This is a genomic window from Vibrio sp. T9 (assembly GCF_003123985.1).
In the GTDB taxonomy this organism is placed as follows: domain Bacteria; phylum Pseudomonadota; class Gammaproteobacteria; order Enterobacterales; family Vibrionaceae; genus Vibrio; species Vibrio diabolicus.
This window is the reverse complement of sequence record NZ_NIGY01000011.1, coordinates 82,664-101,252: the sequence shown is the minus strand read 5'-3', so window position 1 is coordinate 101,252 and position 18,589 is coordinate 82,664. Positions and strand designations below refer to the sequence as shown.

Annotated in this window: 14 protein-coding genes; 3 read left to right on the top strand and 11 right to left on the bottom strand. The window is 46.9% G+C overall.

Going from position 1 to position 18,589, the window contains the following annotated elements; genetic code table 11:
* The first annotated feature begins 54 nt into the window (after positions 1–54).
* Positions 55–3,486, top strand: a complete 3,432-nt coding sequence (locus CBX98_RS20955; protein WP_109170186.1) for a PAS-domain containing protein — start codon at positions 55–57, stop codon at positions 3,484–3,486.
* A gap of 94 nt (positions 3,487–3,580) precedes the next feature.
* Here the strand turns inward: CBX98_RS20955 and CBX98_RS20950 are convergent, their stop codons facing one another.
* The 5 genes from CBX98_RS20950 to CBX98_RS20930 all read right to left on the bottom strand — a co-directional run bounded on the left by CBX98_RS20950 (position 3,581) and on the right by CBX98_RS20930 (position 8,305).
* Entirely contained in the window at positions 3,581–4,966 is a 1,386-nt protein-coding gene (locus CBX98_RS20950) for a class II fumarate hydratase (RefSeq protein WP_109170185.1), read from the bottom strand.
* Positions 4,967–4,983: 17 nt separating this feature from the next.
* The gene (locus CBX98_RS20945; protein ID WP_005382370.1) at positions 4,984–5,361 is read right to left on the bottom strand and encodes a hypothetical protein; all 378 of its coding nucleotides are present in this window, start codon (positions 5,359–5,361) and stop codon (positions 4,984–4,986) included.
* A gap of 201 nt (positions 5,362–5,562) precedes the next feature.
* Positions 5,563–6,045 (bottom strand): hypothetical protein, encoded by a 483-nt coding sequence (locus CBX98_RS20940; protein WP_012841321.1) that lies wholly within the window; start codon positions 6,043–6,045, stop codon positions 5,563–5,565.
* Between the two features lie 256 nt (positions 6,046–6,301).
* Complete coding sequence (locus tag CBX98_RS20935; RefSeq protein WP_005397550.1) at positions 6,302–8,029, bottom strand: sodium:solute symporter family protein; 1,728 nt, start codon at positions 8,027–8,029, stop codon at positions 6,302–6,304.
* A gap of 12 nt (positions 8,030–8,041) precedes the next feature.
* A complete protein-coding gene (locus CBX98_RS20930) occupies positions 8,042–8,305 on the bottom strand; it encodes a DUF4212 domain-containing protein (RefSeq protein ID WP_005397548.1) in 264 nt (87 codons plus the stop codon).
* A 520-nt stretch (positions 8,306–8,825) separates the two neighbouring features.
* Here CBX98_RS20930 and CBX98_RS20925 point away from each other — a divergent pair.
* Positions 8,826–10,571, top strand: a complete 1,746-nt coding sequence (locus tag CBX98_RS20925; RefSeq protein ID WP_005397543.1) for a potassium/proton antiporter — start codon at positions 8,826–8,828, stop codon at positions 10,569–10,571.
* Between the two features lie 2 nt (positions 10,572–10,573).
* Here CBX98_RS20925 and CBX98_RS20920 read toward each other — a convergent pair whose 3' ends face one another.
* The 4 genes from CBX98_RS20920 to aspA all read right to left on the bottom strand — a co-directional run bounded on the left by CBX98_RS20920 (position 10,574) and on the right by aspA (position 16,305).
* Positions 10,574–11,203: a response regulator transcription factor gene (locus CBX98_RS20920; protein WP_005397542.1), complete on the bottom strand. Its 630-nt coding sequence runs from the start codon at positions 11,201–11,203 to the stop codon at positions 10,574–10,576.
* A gap of 194 nt (positions 11,204–11,397) precedes the next feature.
* Entirely contained in the window at positions 11,398–13,209 is a 1,812-nt protein-coding gene (locus tag CBX98_RS20915) for a protein-disulfide reductase DsbD (protein WP_109170184.1), read from the bottom strand.
* Positions 13,210–13,370: 161 nt separating this feature from the next.
* Positions 13,371–14,678, bottom strand: coding sequence for an anaerobic C4-dicarboxylate transporter (locus tag CBX98_RS20910; RefSeq protein WP_005382378.1), 1,308 nt, complete (start codon positions 14,676–14,678; stop codon positions 13,371–13,373).
* A gap of 175 nt (positions 14,679–14,853) precedes the next feature.
* Positions 14,854–16,305, bottom strand: a complete 1,452-nt coding sequence (gene aspA, locus CBX98_RS20905; RefSeq protein ID WP_005397540.1) for an aspartate ammonia-lyase — start codon at positions 16,303–16,305, stop codon at positions 14,854–14,856.
* A 430-nt stretch (positions 16,306–16,735) separates the two neighbouring features.
* On the opposite strand from aspA, the gene CBX98_RS20900 reads away from it, so the two are divergent.
* A complete protein-coding gene (locus CBX98_RS20900) occupies positions 16,736–17,254 on the top strand; it encodes an FxsA family protein (protein ID WP_109170183.1) in 519 nt (172 codons plus the stop codon).
* Between the two features lie 69 nt (positions 17,255–17,323).
* Here the strand turns inward: CBX98_RS20900 and trmL are convergent, their stop codons facing one another.
* Positions 17,324–17,803 carry a tRNA (uridine(34)/cytosine(34)/5-carboxymethylaminomethyluridine(34)-2'-O)-methyltransferase TrmL gene (gene trmL / locus CBX98_RS20895; RefSeq protein ID WP_005382381.1) on the bottom strand — a complete coding sequence of 160 codons (480 nt, stop codon included), beginning with the start codon at positions 17,801–17,803 and terminating at the stop codon, positions 17,324–17,326.
* 136 nt (positions 17,804–17,939) lie between these two features.
* A complete protein-coding gene (locus tag CBX98_RS20890; protein ID WP_005397537.1) occupies positions 17,940–18,548 on the bottom strand; it encodes a superoxide dismutase in 609 nt (202 codons plus the stop codon).
* Positions 18,549–18,589 lie beyond the last annotated feature (41 nt).

The following is an 18,589-nucleotide window of genomic DNA, read 5'->3' as shown; positions in this document are numbered from 1 at the left end:
GGTTTTTTTATTCTCTTGCTTTAAAACGGCAAGAAAGGCAAGAAAGGATATCGGATGCAAGGATGGCTGGTGGTTCCCGTTTCTTTGGCGTATTTGGGAGCCTTATTTATCATCGCGTGGTACGGCGACATTCAGAAAAGGTGGTTAGCACGCTGGCGGCCGTGGATTTATAGCCTTTCCATTGCGGTGTACTGTACATCGTGGACCTTCTACGGCACGGTCGGGCAGGCCAGCAGTAACCCTTGGTCTTTCTTGCCCATCTATATTGCCCCCATTTTAGTGTTTACCATCGGATGGCGCGTTTTAGCTCGGCTTATTTTGATTGCTAAACGGGAACACATCACGTCGATTGCTGATTTTATCGGAGCTCGTTACGGCAAATCTCAAGGTTTGGCCGTAGTCGTTACACTCATTGCGGTTGCGGGAATTTTGCCGTACATCGCTTTACAGTTGCGTGGTATCACCATGGGGCTAGAAATCATTGCCCCAGAACTGGCTACCGATTTTGGTTATCAAAACGATAGCGTGTCGTGGTTTGTCGTGGTCGCACTGGCAATTTTTACCATGCTATTTGGTACCCGGCACATTGATAACACGGAACACCATCGTGGGATGATGATGGCGATTGCCTTCGAATCGATTATCAAACTGTTGGCGTTTTTAGTAGTCGGTGTATTCATTGTTTGGTTGGCGATGAACACCGAGAATTTGAGCTTAGTTGACGTTGCCACACAGACGTATCAGTCACCAAACATCCCTACCATATTGATTCATACCGTACTCACGATGCTGGCGATTGTTTGTCTTCCACGACAATTCCATACGATGGTAGTGGAAAATGAACGCGCGCAAGATTTGCATGTTGCTCGTTGGTTGTTTCCCATTTATCTGATCTTGATGGGGATTTTTGTTTTACCTATTGCGTGGGTAGGGCAAGGTTTGTTGAGTGGTGCTTCGCCTGATACTTATGTGATCAGTGTGCCGATGTCGGTAGGGGCGAGTGAAATCGCTTTGCTTGCATTTTTAGGCGGCACTTCGGCGGCCAGTGGCATGGTTATCGTGTCGACGATTGCCTTAGCGATCATGGTATCGAACGACTTGGTTATGCCACTACTGTTGCGTCGCATGCGATTGACGCAGCGTAACCATCATCACTTCTCTGAATTATTACTGCGGATCCGCCGTGGTCTTATTTTAGTCCTACTAATTGGCGCTTGGGGTTTTTATCAAGCGTTAGATACCATTCACTCACTCTCAGCGATCGGCTTTCTCTCATTTGCGGCGATCACGCAATTCGCGCCTGCGCTGGTGGGCGGTATGTACTGGCGTCAAGGGAATAAGAAAGGTGTGTATGTTGGCTTGGCGGTAGGCTTTACCATTTGGCTGATTACGTTAATGAGCCAAACGGACATGCTTGCCGGGAATGCCAGTAACAACTTTTTGATTTGGTTGATCACCCCACCAGAGGTATTGGCTGGCTTTGACATTGCGATTTCAGATTGGGGGATGATCCTCAGCGTTGTTGCCAATGCAGTATGTTTTGTTGTGGTTTCTATGGCCACCCGACCAAGCCTAAGTGAGCGCTTACAATCGGCGTCATTCGTTGGTACGCCACTGCCTGAAAGCGAAAACATGAGCCTGTACCAGAGCCGCGTTACGGTTGCGGAACTAGAAATGTTAGCATCTAGGTTTGTTGGGCGAACGCGAGTAAAAGCGGCTTTTCAAGCGTACTGGAGCCAGCAACGAGAAGAACTAATGCCGAATCAGCAAGCGCCATCTTCTCTGATTCGACATACCGAACGTGTATTAGCCGGGGTATTCGGTGCTTCTTCTGCTAAGTTAGTACTTACTTCTGCCCTGCAGGGAAGAAACATGCAGCTTGAAGAGGTGGCGACTATCGTCGATGAAGCCTCTGAACTGTACGATTTTAGCCGAGGCCTACTTCAAGGGGCGATTGAACATATCGGTCAAGGTATTGCGGTGGTCGATAAGCAATTACGCTTGGTGGCTTGGAACCAACGCTACTTAGAGTTATTTGAATTTCCGCCAGGCTTGATCCAAGTTGGGCGACCGATTGCGGATGTGATTCGGCACAATGCAGAGCAAGGTTTATGTGGCCCAGGCGATCCTGATGACCACGTCCGTCGCCGTGTGTATCACCTTGAGCAAGGGACTCGGCACACTTCTTCTCGGGTCCGTCCCGATGGTCGCGTGATAGAGGTGCAAGGTAACCCAATGCCAGGTGGTGGCTTTGTGATGAGCTTTACCGACATCACCGTATTCCGAGATGCAGAGCAAGCGCTGAAAGACGCCAACGAGACATTGGAAGAAAGGGTGCGTCTGCGGACTCGGGAATTAGAACAACTTAACAAGCAGCTGGTGGCAGCGACGCAACGCTCCGATTTGGAATCGAAGTCCAAATCACGGTTCTTGGCGGCAGTAAGCCATGACTTGATGCAGCCACTCAACGCTGCGCGCCTGTTCGCTTCTTCATTGTCGGAAGTAGCCAAAGACAGCGAAGCTAAAAAGCTGTCGGCTCACATTGAGAGTGCTTTAGAGGCGGCCGAAGACCTGATAGGAGATTTGCTGGATATCTCGCGCTTGGAGTCGGGCAAGCTGGAAGTCAATGTGCACGGTTTTGCGTTAAACGATGTGTTGTCGAATTTGAATGCGGAGTTCAGCGCATTAGCCAAGCAACAAGGTATAGCATTCACCATGATTCCATCCTCACTCATGGTGAAATCGGATCCCAAACTGCTGCGCCGTGTGGTGCAAAACTTCCTGACCAATGCGTTTCGTTATAACCCGAATGGCAAAGTGGCGCTTGGTGTTCGCCGGGTAAAAGGGCGAGTGCGTATTGATGTGTGGGACAACGGTGTAGGTATTGAAGAAGAGAAGCAGCAAGAGATCTTTGAAGAGTTTAATCGCGGAACTCAAGTTCGTTCCGACCAAGGTCTCGGGCTTGGTTTGGCGATTTCCAAGGGAATTGCTCAAGTGCTCGGGCATGAAATTTCGATGCGTTCTTGGGTTGGCAAAGGCAGTGTCTTTTCTATCACGCTTGATAAAGCCGATCATGTGCAGCCTCACCCAGTTCAAGTCACGACAAGTAACCAATCTGAACTTGGTCATCTAAGAATCCTTTGTGTCGATAATGAGCCTGACATTCTAGTAGGTATGGAAAACTTACTGTCTCGATGGGGCTGCGATACGCGAGTGGCGACCGATTTGGTAGAAAGTCTACAAGCTCTCGAGGATGGTTGGATTCCGGACGTGATTTTTTCCGATTACCGACTTGATGATGGTCGTACTGGCTTGGAAGTGCTACAGCAATGTCGCTTGAGACTAGGCAGCTGCTTTGAAGGTGTCATCATCAGCGCGGATCGCACCGATGATATGCTTGATGGCATCAAGGCAAATGGGTTCAGCTTTATTGCGAAGCCAGTTAAGCCGCTTAAATTGCGTTCGGTGCTCAACCGCGTCGCATAGATTTAGAGTGTTTTAGCGTTGCTATAAAAGAGACCTCCGAATGGAGGTCTCTGTGTTTGTAATCTTATTTTGGTTTGTAGGCTGAGTTTGCCGCTTATTCCGCAACACCACCTTGGGTGAGTTTTGCGGGATTAAGCAATCGTTCTAACGTGGCTCTATCTAAATCGGTTTCTTCTTCCGCGACATCAATAATCGCACGACCCTGCTTATAGGCTTTCTTCGCGATTTCTGCCGCTTTCAGGTAGCCAATGACCGGGTTGAGGGCCGTGACCAAAATTGGGTTTTTGGCGAGCGCTACATCCAAGTTATCTTGACGAACTTCGAATGTTGCAATGGCTTTATCAGCTAAAGCCGTTGCGCTGTTAGCGAGCAACTCGATGCTCTCCAATATATTATGAGCAATGACAGGTAGCATGACGTTTAGTTGGAAGTTGCCTGCTTGGCCCGCGACGGTAATAGTGGTGTCATTACCAATGACTTGCGCTGATGCCATAGCTGCGGCTTCTGGGATCACAGGGTTTACTTTGCCAGGCATGATGGAAGAACCCGGTTGCAAGCCTTGTAATTCAATCTCACCTAAACCAGCCAATGGGCCTGAATTCATCCAACGAAGATCGTTTGCGATCTTCATGATCGCAACTGCTGCTGTTTTGAGCTGTCCCGACAGAGCGACGATCGCATCTTGACTGCTTAAATTGAAAAAGAAGTTATCACTGGCCGTGAACTGAATACGAGTTGACTGGGTTAGGTTGCTAGCGAATAAGTCTGCAAAGCGTGGATCGGCATTGATCCCCGTGCCAACCGCTGTACCACCTTGGGCTAAAGCTTTTACCGCAGGAAGTGCTTGTTCAATCGCTTGTTTTGCGTGCTCGATTTGGAACTGCCAACCGCCAAGCTCTTGAGCAAAGGTTATAGGCATCGCGTCCATTAAGTGAGTGCGCCCGGTTTTTACAACATCTTTCAGTGCTTGCTGCTTAGATTGTAGTGCTTGGCTGAGGTGTGACAAGGCCGGAAAGAGCTGTTTTTCAATGGCTAATGCTGCGCTAACTTGAATTGCGGTTGGCACCACATCGTTACTGCTTTGTCCCATGTTGACGTGATCATTAGGACTGACGGTACCGCCTAGATGCTGGGAGGCCAGTGTTGCAATCACTTCATTCGCATTCATATTTGAGCTGGTGCCTGATCCGGTTTGAAATACGTCAATTGGGAACTGCTCAATATGATTGCCCTCGATAATCGCCTGAGCTGCGTCAGCAATCGCATTAGCGATATCACCTTCAAGCAGCCCCAATTGTGCGTTGGTGAGTGCCGCAGTCTGCTTGATGTGTGCCAATGCTTGGATGAAGCCAGATGGCATCTTATGTTGACTGAATGAGAAGTTATCGACGGCGCGCTGAGTTTGGGCTTGGTAGAGTGCATCTGCTGGGACTTTCACTTCGCCCATACTGTCAGTTTCTATGCGGAATTCGGTGCTCATGGTAGGGATCCTTTTGGTTAATCGAGTGAGATTTGAATCAGGCGTAATTGTTGTTGTAATGCGAGAAATTTCACGTCGCCTTGTTCAAACTGATAGTAATAGCGTTTGAGACAGAATAATGGCGTATGGATAGAATCGAGACAGACACGACGGAAGATACGACTGCGAGTGGAGTCTTGAATTGCGTCTAGTAGATGGAAATAAACCTGACGCAAAAACAGCTCACACAACAATAGATTTTCTTCATCGGCATCGTGTTCATAGCAGGAAGACAACACCATTCCCCAATGAATATAGTCATGAATTACGTCTGGCTCAAAGCCGTGTGGTGCGGCGAGAAGGAATCTATCTTGTGCTTTAAAAAATGCGTTGAAGATGTCCCGTTTGTTGTCCATAACCACCTCTCGTTTAATGTAATGATAATTATTATCAATTAAATGGCGGGTTGGCAACCCTTTTTAGAGTAAGAGGTTGTTGAAGAAAGACTTACGGAAACAAAAGCCGACGTAAAAGCGTCGGCAGAGAGGGAATTATTTAGTCCTGAGGTGACAATGAGGTATCGACGTTTTGGATATCGGTGTCTTTATCTGTTGCCATTACTCTGTAAATAAGGTTTCGTACTTCACAAACGCGGTTTGTGTTTCGCCGTAATAAAGTGTGCCTCCAGATTGAATGACGACTCTTAACCAACTTTCTGCGGATGCTGGTCTTGGTAAGGTAATGTACCAACTTTTTCCAGCCTGATCGGCGGGCTTCATATCAATCGGCTGAGCATTTTTCTCTTCGTCATTAACGATCGAAACTTTGACCCCTTCGAGTGGATAGGCGGCATTGAGTGACAATTCTAAGCCATTTTTCGTGAGCTGTTCTGAGCGAAACTTCACTTTAAAGTCGCCATTTTCCATGTCACACAGTCCACTGGTGTAACGACAGTTAGACTTACTCGCGAGTTTGTAAGTTTCCCCTTCTTGTGCCGCGTGGGGTTTTTCGCTGAGTGCCATATCGGTGCCGAAGTAGGCGATCAAAGAAAGAATCGGCGCAATCAGCAGAGCGAGAATAAAGTGCTTGTTTTTGAACATAAAATACTAATTCCATCAATTATCTGTTCATTTTAACTGGCTAAAATCATTAATAACTTCGTTAATGATTTTGAAGGTAGAGCAACTAGCTTGCTGCAATCTTTGCCTTGTTCTAAACGATTGTTTCTGCGTTCCCCGAACATATAACCAATGCCATTCGTGTGCTTCCTTGCTACGGCTCAGGGAATCTAATTATTAGAATAAGTTAGGTGAATAAAAAAGCCCCAAGTGGGGCTTTTGTGGCTTGCGTTATATTTTAGTGATCCACGGCATCGCCTGCACCAACAGGGACACGAACGTGTTCAACAAGATCTTTAACTTCTTGAGGTGTTTCCGCTGTAACTTTCGATACCGCGAATGCCACGATGAAGTTAAATAGGGCGCCGATAGCACCAAACGCGTTTGGCTCAATACCTAGGAACCAGTTGGTTCCCCAGCTTTCTAGATATTTCCAGTCAGCAACGAATAGGATGCCTTTGTGCTGGAATACGTAGAACAGTGTGATACTGATACCGGCAATCATACCGGCGATTGCACCTTCTTTATTGATGCCTTTGCTGAAGATACCCATCATCAACGCAGGGAAGATGGATGAGGCGGCAAGACCAAAGGCGAGCGCCACCGTACCAGCGGCAAAGCCAGGAGGATTCAATCCGAGATAGCCTGCGGCTGCGATTGCCACCGCCATCGAGATTCGGCTGGCAAGCAGCTCCTTCTTCTCGGATATGTTCGGATTTATAACCCCTTTAATTAAGTCATGGGAAATCGCCGACGAAATAGCAAGCAACAGACCCGCTGCTGTGGATAGCGCTGCAGCGAGGCCACCAGCGGCTACGAGTGCAATGACCCAGTTTGGTAGCTTAGCGATTTCTGGGTTTGCTAGTACCATGATGTCACGGTCAACTCGCAATTCATTGGTGTCAGGGTTTGAGGTGTACTCGATCAGGCCATCGCCATTCTTATCATCAAAGCCTAATAGACCTGTTGTTTCCCAGTTTTTGAACCAATCAGGGCGCTCATCATACGCAAGGTGTTGGCCCGGAGCTGGGTTAACGGTATCCATTAGGTTTAGACGAGCCATTGCTGAAACTGCTGGCGCTGTTGTGTATAGAATAGCGATGAACACAAGTGCCCAGCCTGCAGAAGTACGCGCATCACGTACCTTAGGTACCGTAAAGAAACGGATGATAACGTGTGGTAGACCCGCAGTACCGATCATCAATGACATGGTGTAAACGAACATGTTTAGTGTGCTACCGCGAACCTGTGTGGTGTACTCACTAAAGCCGAGTTCGGTCACCACTTGGTCGAGCCTATCGAGCAGATAAACATCGGTGCCTTGAATGGTACTCCCGAGGCCAATCTGAGGTAGCGGGTTACCTGTAAGTTGCAGAGAGATAAAGATTGCAGGGATAGTGTAAGCAAGAATGAGTACGCAATATTGAGCAATCTGCGTGTAAGTGATGCCTTTCATGCCGCCAAGTACGGCGTACATGAATACGATACACATACCAATCAGTAGGCCTGTTGAGTAATCAACTTCTAGGAAGCGACCGAAGGCAACGCCAACGCCTTTCATCTGGCCGATAACATAAGTGACCGATGCGATGATAAGACAGATAACCGCCACGATACGTGCCGTATTCGAGTAAAAGCGTTCACCAACAAACTCTGGCACCGTAAACTTACCAAACTTACGTAGATAAGGGGCGAGTAACAGTGCAAGCAGTACGTAACCGCCCGTCCAACCCATTAGGAATACGGAGCCGCCGTAACCCATAAAGGCAATCAGACCCGCCATTGAGATGAACGATGCCGCCGACATCCAGTCAGCAGCGGTTGCCATACCGTTAGCGATTGGGTTGACCCCGCCACCAGCGACATAGAACTCTTTGGTTGACCCCGCACGCGCCCAGATCGCAATACCGATGTAGAGGACGAAGGTTGCACCAACAACCAGGTAGGTAATAGTTTTCAAATCCATCTGAGTTACTCCTTACTCATCTACGCCGAATTCACGGTCGATTTGGCGCATCTTCCATGCGTAATAGAAAATAATACCTAGGAAGGTGTAGATGGAGCCTTGCTGAGCAAACCAGAAACCAAGTTTGTATCCACCTAATTGAAATTGATTAAGTACGTCGACAAATAAAATGCCGCAGCCGAAAGACACTACGAACCAGATGACCATAAGGCCAATCATGAGCTTCACGTTTTTGTCCCAATAGGCTTTGGCTCTTTCTTCGCTTTCAAATGCCATTGCCGTCTCCTTACGATTGGTATTGTTGTTAAAAAAATGTTTCAACATGTACATTAGCAAGGTGTTGGCGAGAACTCTTTTCAACTTTAGTCGGGGTATAAAAAATAAAAAACTCCCGTGATATGGTCGCTTAGAGAGAAGTTAGGGTTATTTATTAATGTTAAAAAGCTGTTAAATTAGCCAAAGGTCTAAGGAGAGAAATGATAAAAAGCACGAATAAGAGACGTGATTAATTTTTTCTTCATTGATTTTAGCGATCCTTAACAGAAACATTCTGCGTTCTTCTTTTTATCAATCAGCGAAAAAACTGGCGTGAAAAATTCACAAGTAATTTATTTACATAAAGTTTTCGTACCAAATCACCGTTTTAGCGCACAATAAAGTAATATAACTGAGTCATTCTCGTACAACCTCGCGCTTTGGGACGGTTTAAGGAGGAGGCAGATTAAGGCATTAACTTATTAACGAAGTCGCCTTAGCTCATCACAAGCATATCGTTTTTCATTAAGGGAGGGTGAGAATGGACGCAGACACCATTAACAGTTTTTTTCTTATAGGTGCGTTGTTAATCGCACTTAGCGTTCTTTTAAGCCCAGTTTCCTCTAAGTTGGGAATCCCAATTCTTTTGGTATTTTTAGCCGTTGGAATGCTGGCGGGGGAAGACGGTTTAGGCGGTATTTTATTTGATAATTTTTCGATCGCTTACTTGGTCAGTAACCTCGCATTAGCCATCATTTTGCTCGATGGTGGTATGAGAACACGGGTTGCCAGCTTTAGGGTGGCGTTATGGCCTTCGGTGTCCTTGGCAACGTTTGGGGTTGCGATCACCACTATTTTGACCGGGCTGATGGCAACGTGGTTATTCGACTTAGACTTGCTGCAAGGTATATTAGTTGGTGCGATTGTCGGCTCCACTGATGCCGCCGCGGTTTTTTCTCTACTCAAAGGTCGTAGTCTTAACGAACGTGTTGGCTCAACGCTGGAAATTGAATCCGGCACCAATGATCCTATGGCGGTGTTTCTGACTGTTACTCTGATTGCTATTTTAGCGAACCCAGATGCAGATTTGAGTGTGGGCTTTTTGGCGCTCAGTTTTCTTAAGCAGTTTGGTATTGGCGCTTTACTCGGTTTTGCTGGTGGCTGGATTTTGTGGAAGGTCATCAATCGTAATCAACTGCCGGATGGCTTATATTCGATTTTAACCGTCAGTGGTGGCTTGTTGATTTTCGCTTTATCTAATGCATTAGGTGGCAGCGGTATTCTGTCAATTTATCTGGTTGGTTTACTGCTAGGTAATCGTCCAACACGCAGCCGCCATTCCATTCTTCATGTTCTAGATGGCATGACGTGGCTAGCTCAAATCGGTATGTTCCTCGTGCTTGGTTTATTGGTTACGCCTTCCAACTTGCTTTCTATTGCGTTGCCTGGTTTGGCGCTGGCCTTTGGGATGATTTTATTTGCCCGTCCAATCTCGGTTTGGATCGGTTTACTGCCATTCAAGAGTTTCACACCACGTGAAAAGTGGTTTGTTTCTTGGGTGGGATTGCGCGGTGCTGTCCCAATCATTCTGGCGGTATTTCCAATGATGGCAGGATTGCCAGATGCGCAGTTGTACTTCAATTTGGCGTTTTTCGTGGTAATGGTCTCTTTGATTGTGCAAGGTGGCACATTGACTAAAGCGATGTCTCTGGCGAAGGTAGAGCTGCCTTCTAAACCTGAGCCAATTTCACGCACTGGTGTGGAGATTTACCCAACTAGTGAGTGGGAACTGTTTATCTATAAGCTTAAAGCGGATAAATGGTGTATTGGTGAACCATTGCGTAGTCTTTCGATGCCGGATGGAACGCGCATCGCCGCAGTATTTCGCAATAAAGCGTTATTGCATCCGTCAGGTAGTACGCGCCTCGAAGAAGACGATACCTTGTGTGTGTTGGCGCAAGAAAAGGATTTGGATGCTCTGAGCTTGCTATTCAGTGAAGCGCCTGAGAAAGCGTCATTGGCACGATTCTTTGGTGATTTCTTCCTAGATATTGAAGTGAACCTTGCCGATATTGCGATGATGTATGGCCTGAACTTGGGCGATGAGTCACTCGATAAAAGCTTAAGAAACCTTGTAGAAGAACAACTGGGGACTACACCAGTGTTAGGGGACCAATTCGAGTGGCAAGGCTTGCAATGGATCATTGCCGATGTCGTTGACCAACAAGTCACCAAAGTAGGTATCCGTTTGCCAAGCGAGCAAAGCCTGCTCGCTGACGAGGAGTGAACCTAGTCGTTCATCTCCGTTAGCATGATGACGGCTTGTGTGCGGTTTTTTACGCCGAGCTTGCGGAAAATCGCCGTCATGTGCGCTTTGATGGTGGCTTCTGAAACATTCAATTCGTAGGCGATTTGTTTGTTCAGTAAGCCATCAGACAACATCCCCAACACCTTATATTGCTGTGGCGTTAGCGCGGCAATCTTCTCCGCTAAGTCATTACATGCCGCGTTATTGGTGATCAGCCCTTCAGGAAAATACGGGTCGCCATTGAGCACTTGATTGAGCGCATTCACCAATTCGCGCATGTCGCTCGATTTAGGAATAAAACCAAACGCACCATGGCTTTTCACTTGTGTCACGATCGCTGGCTCTTCACTAGCCGAGACGACGACGATTGGTAAGTCTGGGTGTTCTGCTCGCAAGTGAATCAAGCCAGACATACCATTTGCTCCTGGCATTTTGAGATCCAATAGCACCAAATCTGGCTCTTCTTCTCGCTCTAACAAAGCCAGTAGTGCGTCGAGTGAGTCCGCTTCAAGCAAATTTGCCCCACTGATTGCCATGTGGATAGATTGAAACAAGGCATTACGGAAGAGTGGGTGATCATCTGCAATGATGATGGTGTAGGTCGAATCCATGACGTTAAACACTTTTGACTATTTCGTTAAATTTATTATTGTCCAGCTTTGAGATAGTGGACAATATTTATTCGCTAAAAGTCTGAACCAAATCGACTTTTATTAGGAAAATTGCATATAAGCGCAATTTTCTCATTCAAATCTGGGTAATAAAAAACGCCAGTGGTCATCACTGGCGTTTGAATATCTGATGATCAGAATTGTTGGATGTGCTCTAAGAAAGGCTCGGCTTGCATAAAGCCGGTTAAACGCGCGTTTGAAATGTGTTCGCCATTCGCATCCCAGAACTCGATGGTTGGCAAGCCAAGTACGTTCATGTGTTTGAGTAACTCAATATCTTGCACTTGGTTCTTGGTTACATCAGCTTGCAGAAGAACAAAGTCTTTTAGCTTGGCTTCGACGCTTGGATCATGGAAGGTGTACTTCTCAAACTCTTTACACGCCACACACCAATCGGCGTAGAAGTCGAGCATCACAGGTTTGCCAGCTGCTTTGGCTAGCGCTAGTTGCTCTTCCAACTCTGCAACATTGGCAATGCGTGTAAAGCTTGCGGAAGTTTGTTGAGCTTGCGTTGCGTTATTACCAAACCAGTAATTTAATACTGGCTGTGCTGACGCGAGCAAACCCAATACGGCGATGATGCCAACGGCGCTTTGTTTCCAGCCACCAAACTCCAAGCTGTTTTTCACATGATACAGCCAACCAAAGGCAGCGAGGCCCAGTGTTGACCACAGAATTGTTGACCACATTTCTGGCATGATGCGTTCCAATAAGAAGATAGGCGCAGCAAGCAGAATAAAGCCGAACAGCGTTTTCACGCGGTCCATCCAACCGCCGGCTTTTGGTAGCAACTTGTTGCCAAATACCGCCACAAGGATCAACGGAATCCCCATGCCCATCGCCAGCGCGTAAAGGGCGACCCCACCAGTGAGTAAGTCGCCACTTTGTGCGACGTAAAGCAGCGCACCAGAGAGTGGGGCGGTAGTACACGGAGAACAAACCAAGCCAGATATTGCCCCCATTGCAAACACGCCAGCACTGCTACCACCTTGCTGCTTGTTACTTAAGTTATTCAGCCACGTTTGCACGCTGCTTGGTAACTGCAATGAGTACAGACCAAACATCGACAGAGCTAATGCAATGAACAGTACACTCAAACCAATCAGCACATAAGGGTGTTGCATCGCCGCTTGGAACTGCATACCCGCAGACGCCACTACAAGGCCGAGCAGCGTGTAAGTTAGCGCCATGCCTTGTACGTAAACAAAGGACAAACCAAGCGCACGACGTTGGCTCAGTTTGCCACTGCCAAGCACGATGCTGGTGAGAATGGGATACATCGGCAGCACACAAGGGGTAAATGCTAGACCCACACCAAGTGCCAAAAACAACAACGGCGTCCACCACTTGTCGGCTAGATTCGCGGCTAAGCTATCTTGCTCACTGACTGGTACTGAAGTGGAGGTTGGTTTTGTTGCTGGCTGTGCTTGTTCTGTCGTCGGTGCCTTGGCAGTCGGTGCTACGGTGTCGGAATTGGATGAAGAAAACGCGCTGATTGGAATCTCACGTGTTTCTGGTGGGTAGCAGAAGCCCGCTTTCGCACAGCCTTGATATTGCACAATGACACGTGCGCCCTCTTGCCAATTACTCAGTGGGATATTGACAAATAGTGGTGTGGTATAGATATGCACATCACCAAAGAATTCATCTTTATGTGGCGTGCCGTTTTCCATTTGCAGTTCGCCCAGTGAGATGTTCTCACCAGACACAGATAAACGCTCTTGATACAGGTAATAACCATCGCGTACCTGCCAATCGAGCATCAATTTGTCGTCTTGCTGGTAGAAATTAAACGGAAATGCCTGATCGACCGGAACAAAGCTGTCGCTGCTGCTACCAAAACTGTTGTTCTGGCTATTGGTAAACTGGTCTTTGCCAAACAAGGCCAAAGACGGAGTGGAAAAGGTAATAAGCCCTAAGAGTAAAACGGAAAGTAATGCGCGCATAAAAGAGTCAATTCATCTTAGATAATTGCCGTTAGTGTAACTCAATCAGACCCGGAGGCGAGTCAATAAGTTTCATGAAAATGAAGATTTATTGAGCATAATTCAAGACGACAGGCAATAAAAAAGGGAGCCGAAGCTCCCCGAGTAAGACTCTGTTTCCACTAGATCAGTAGACCACCGAATGCGAAGCCAAGTGCTACCGCAGAAGCAATGGTTACCACACCAGGTACAAAGAATGGGTGGTTGAATACGTACTTACCGATACGCGTTGAACCCGTGTCGTCCATCTCAACCGCTGCTAGAAGCGTTGGGTAAGTTGGCAGTACGAATAGCGCACTTACTGCTGCGAAAGATGCAACGGCGGTTAGTGGTGCCACACCGATAGCAAGTGCTGCTGGCATCAGCGCAACCGTGGTTGCACCTTGCGAGTAAAGCAGCATAGACGCGAAGAATAGAACAAGCGCTAGCATCCATGGGTAGTCTGCTAGTAGTGCTCCAGCGACTTCTTTGATGCCGTCAACGTGCGCGTTAACGAACGTTGAACCTAACCATGCCACACCAAGAACACACACACACGCTGTCATACCAGAGCGGAATGTTGCTGCGGCTGGAATTTTGCCAGCGTCGATTTTACAGCTCATTACGATAGCTGCCGCGGCTGCTAGCATTACCGTCATGATAGCTTCGTTACGACCTAGAGCAGGGTTCTCGATAAGGCCAACAGAGCCAGAAATTGCTGCTGCGTAACACACTACGAATGCGATTGCGCCTAGGAAGATGAACGTCGCTTTCTTCGCTGTTGGTAGGATTTCGCGTTTTGCTTCTGTATTTAGCTTGATTAAGCCTTTTTCTAGACGCTCTTGGTATTCAGCATCGTCTTTTAGCTCACAGCCCATGAAGTTCGCCACGAACGCACCGATCATGCACGCGATGAACGTCGTTGGGATACAGATTGCTAGTAGTGTTAGGTAGTCAACGCCAAATGGGTGCAGCATTGCCGCAAACGCTACAACAGCCGCTGAGATTGGCGAGGCAGTGATCGCGATTTGCGATGCGACAACCGCAATAGACAGAGGACGAGAAGGGCGCACACCTTGACCTTTCGCGACTTCTGCAATCACTGGCAAAGTAGAGAATGCCGTGTGGCCAGTACCCGCCATTAATGTCATTAGGTAAGTTACGATTGGCGCATAAAAGGTGATGCGCTCAGGATGCTTGCGCAAAAAGTTTTCAGCAACTTGCACCATCCAGTCTAAACCACCAGCCACTTGCATTGCTGCGATGGCCGTGATGACCGACATGATGATTAAAATTACGTCAACGGGAATGTAAGCTTGGCTTGTTGGTACGCCCAAGATCAAAGACAACGCAATGACCCCAGCACCACCGGCAAAACCAATGCCGATACCGCCGATTCTAGCCCCCAAATAGATGAAGAGCAGAACCACGAAGAGTTCGACCATGACCATATTGATACCTCTTTAGTTTTTATTTGATTCTGATTTTTTGAACACTCAGGAACAGGAGTAAATGCTCAGAGAATTAGAACCCAGTGGCCTAATGGCAATAAAAGCATATAAAAAATGTGGTTAACCGTATGAGAGCCTAAAAAAGGGGCCTGAGTGGCCCCCTTCGAATTAGTTATTACTCGTAGCGTTTCGCTTTGTAAGTTGGATGCATGAAGTTTTCTACTGACAAGATTTCATCAAGCTCTTCTGCGGTTAGCAGACCGCGCTCTAGCACAACTTCGCGAACACTCTTACCGGTTTCCGCACAAATCTTACCTACGATGTCACCTTCGTGGTGGCCGATGTATGGGTTTAGGTAAGTGACGATACCGATTGAGTTGTAAACGTAGTTTTCACAAGTCTCTTTATTGACTGTGATGCCGTCGATACATTTATCACGTAGGTTCACACACGCATTGTGTAGTAGAGAGATAGACTCAAACATGCTTTGTGCGATAACTGGTTCCATTACGTTTAGCTGTAGCTGACCGCCTTCTGCTGCGAAAGAAACCGTGTTGTCGTTACCTAGAACTTTGAAGCAAACTTGGTTTACTACTTCTGGGATAACTGGGTTTACTTTTGCTGGCATGATTGAAGAACCTGCTTGCATTTCAGGTAGGTTCAATTCATTTAGACCAGCGCGTGGGCCAGAAGAAAGTAGACGAAGGTCGTTACAGATCTTCGATAGTTTCACCGCTAGACGTTTTAGTGCACTGTGCGTCATTACGTATGCGCCACAGTCAGAAGTCGCTTCGATAAGGTCTTCTGCCGCTACAACGTCAAGACCTGTTACTTCCGCTAGGTGTTTTACTGCAAGAGCTTGGTAGCCAGTCGGTGTATTTAGACCTGTACCGATTGCGGTTGCGCCTAGGTTGATTTCTAGGAGTAGTTTAGAGGTGTAATCTAGAGCACGAATCTCTTCGTTTAGTGTTACTGCCCAAGCGTGGAACTCTTGACCTACAGTCATCGGTACCGCGTCTTGTAGCTGAGTACGACCCATTTTCAGTACATCTTTAAACTCAATTGCTTTAAGTTCGAATGCGCCTTTTAGGTACTCAATTGCTTCCATTAGTTTGTGTACGCTGTTGTAAACCGCGATACGGAAACCCGTTGGGTACGCACAGTTGGTTGATTGGCTCTTGTTTACGTGGTCATTTGGGTTAACAAATTCGTATTGACCTTTCTCTTTACCCATTAGCTCAAGCGCAACGTTTGCGATCACTTCGTTCGTGTTCATGTTCACTGAAGTGCCCGCACCACCTTGGAATACGTCTGATGGGAACTGATCCATGCACTTGCCAGTTTCTAGGATCAAATCACACGCTTCGATGATGTAGTTTGCAACGTCTTTTGGAATCGCACCAAGTTCTTTGTTTGCCAACGCCGCTGCTTTTTTGGTCATTACCATGCCGCGTACAAATTCTGGTACGTCAGAGATGGTCATATTAGAGATGTTGAAGTTCTCGATCGCACGTAGCGTATGAATACCGTAGTACGCATCTGCAGGGACATGACGTTGACCTAATAGATCTTCTTCAATACGAGTGGCTGGGTTTGCTGTTTTTGGAGCATCAGATAGGGTAGCCATAGCAGGATCCTTAGATGATAATTCTGATAATAAAGTTATTTATTAGCCATTTCTGCAATCTAGAATCCATTCATCAGAATTTTTGGCTGGAAAATCCGTCCTGACTTATGTGGCACATGATACTGCACCTAGCGCATAAAAATAGTAACTAGATCACCTTTTTCGTTTTTCATGAGTCAATAATTTGCAAAGTATGAACGGGTTATTAATAACCCTTTATGGGTACTCGATTTTCCTCGACAAACATGGGTTTTTAGAGTTCGAAATTAGCACTTTAAAAGCACGAAAAAATCGGTATGCAATTGAATGAAACACTCCACTACCGCTTTTTCTGAGTAGGAAGAGACCAGTATGAACACGCTTTTTTACAACGATTCGTTTGAGCTTAGTCCGCTTTTACCATTACACTGAATTAAACAAAGGAGGGCGTGTGTTTCCTATCTTATTATTGGCGTTTATTTTTGTCCCGATCATTGAAATCGGCTTATTTATTCAGGTGGGCGGCTTTTTAGGTTTGTGGCCGACTATCGCATTAGTATTAATCACGGCATTTGTCGGTGCATCGTTGGTGCGCAGCCAAGGCATCCAAACTCTGATGTCTGTGCAGGGGCGTCTGGAACAAGGTGAAATTCCAGCCCAGCAAATTTTTGAAGGCGTAATGCTAGCGGTGGCTGGCGTGCTGCTGTTAACACCGGGCTTTATGACCGATGCTCTTGGTATGCTGGTGTTGCTTCCTGCGCCACGCGCCGCGATTGCCAAATACTTGATGAGTAAAATGGTGGTGAAAACCATGCATGGTGGTGGCTTCCAAGGTGGTTTCTCTAACCAAGGGCCATTTGAGCAAGACCCGTTTCGCCGTGACCCATTTAATTCCCAGTCAGAAGATGGCAATACCTTTGAAGGAGAATACGAGCGTAAAGACGATGATGATCGCAACAAGCTCAACTGATTGAGTCAGAGAGTAAAGAAAACAAAAGGGCGCACGAGCGCCCTTTTTTGTGTTTGGAATTCGTGGGGCTTACAACGCGCCTTCAAATCCCATTTGACGCCATGCTTCAAAAGCGATGATCGCAACGGCGTTCGAAAGGTTTAGGCTACGCGCATCTGGCATCATTGGAATGCGGATACGCTGCTCCATTGGCAAGCTATCGATGATTTCAGCAGGCAAGCCACGAGTTTCTGGACCAAACATCAATACGTCACCTGCTTGGTATTGTGCATCAACGTGGTGACCTGTGGTTTTGGTGGTGCAGGCAAACAATCGGTAGTTACCTTGTTTCTCTTTCTCTAAATATTCTAAGAATGCTTGATAGTTCTTATGACGCGTTACGCGAGCTAAATCATGGTAATCCAAACCAGCGCGGCGGACTTTCTTCTCTTCAAGATCGAAACCCAGAGGTTCAATTAAGTGAAGGTTTGCACCGCAGTTGGCACAAAGTCGAATGATGTTGCCGGTGTTCGGCGCGATTTCTGGTTCGTATAAAGCGATATCAAACATGGTATTGAAATAGAGTTGGTCAAATAGAGGGGCAGTATATACCCAAGTCAGCAAGATATGCGAGATTCAGCAAGATTGACCTGGGTATGAAAGCAGTCATTAGCGCAGACGCTAATACCGTAAGTATCGATGCTCTTTATAATAGAGCGTGAGCGTAATTTTCTTCAACCGCTCGCCAATTAACGACGTTCCACCATGCATCAATGTATTCTGGGCGACGGTTTTGGTAGCTGATGTAATACGCATGCTCCCACACGTCTAATGCGAGGATTGGTTCACCGCGTACATCCACTACGTCCATCAGAGGGTTATCTTGATTGCTGGTGGACGTAATGTGAATCTCACCATCTTTTACGATCAGCCATGCAAAGCCAGACCCAAAGGTATTAATCGCGGCTTGGGCAAACGCTTCTTTAAATTGCGCAAAGCTACCAAATTTGTCGTTAATTGCCTGAGCAAGTGCGCCTTGAGGCTCACCGCCACCGTTTGGAGACATGCAATTCCAATAAATGATGTGGTTGTAGTAGCCGCCGCCATTATTACGCACTGCAGGGCTGAGCTTAGAGATATTGTCAAAGATCTCGTCTAGCGACTGAGTTTCGAGCTCGCTCCCTTCAACGGCACTTACGAACTTATCGAAATAAGTCTTGTGATGTTTGCTGTAGTGCACTTCCATGGTTTTCGCGTCGATGTACGGCTCTAGTGAATCGTACGGGTAAGGCAGAGCGGGAAATGTATGTGACATAGTAAATCCTCCTTAATTGGAAAATTTACTTTAATGCTAAC

Coding starts and splice junctions, on each gene's coding strand:
- CBX98_RS20955 (WP_109170186.1), top strand. CDS start 55: ATGCAAGGATGGCTGGTGGTTCCCGTTTCTTTGGCGTATTTGGGAGCC.
- CBX98_RS20950 (WP_109170185.1), bottom strand. CDS start 4,966: ATGAGCACCGAATTCCGCATAGAAACTGACAGTATGGGCGAAGTGAAA.
- CBX98_RS20945 (WP_005382370.1), bottom strand. CDS start 5,361: ATGGACAACAAACGGGACATCTTCAACGCATTTTTTAAAGCACAAGAT.
- CBX98_RS20940 (WP_012841321.1), bottom strand. CDS start 6,045: ATGTTCAAAAACAAGCACTTTATTCTCGCTCTGCTGATTGCGCCGATT.
- CBX98_RS20935 (WP_005397550.1), bottom strand. CDS start 8,029: ATGGATTTGAAAACTATTACCTACCTGGTTGTTGGTGCAACCTTCGTC.
- CBX98_RS20930 (WP_005397548.1), bottom strand. CDS start 8,305: ATGGCATTTGAAAGCGAAGAAAGAGCCAAAGCCTATTGGGACAAAAAC.
- CBX98_RS20925 (WP_005397543.1), top strand. CDS start 8,826: ATGGACGCAGACACCATTAACAGTTTTTTTCTTATAGGTGCGTTGTTA.
- CBX98_RS20920 (WP_005397542.1), bottom strand. CDS start 11,203: ATGGATTCGACCTACACCATCATCATTGCAGATGATCACCCACTCTTC.
- CBX98_RS20915 (WP_109170184.1), bottom strand. CDS start 13,209: ATGCGCGCATTACTTTCCGTTTTACTCTTAGGGCTTATTACCTTTTCC.
- CBX98_RS20910 (WP_005382378.1), bottom strand. CDS start 14,678: ATGGTCATGGTCGAACTCTTCGTGGTTCTGCTCTTCATCTATTTGGGG.
- aspA (WP_005397540.1), bottom strand. CDS start 16,305: ATGGCTACCCTATCTGATGCTCCAAAAACAGCAAACCCAGCCACTCGT.
- trmL (WP_005382381.1), bottom strand. CDS start 17,803: ATGTTTGATATCGCTTTATACGAACCAGAAATCGCGCCGAACACCGGC.
- CBX98_RS20890 (WP_005397537.1), bottom strand. CDS start 18,548: ATGTCACATACATTTCCCGCTCTGCCTTACCCGTACGATTCACTAGAG.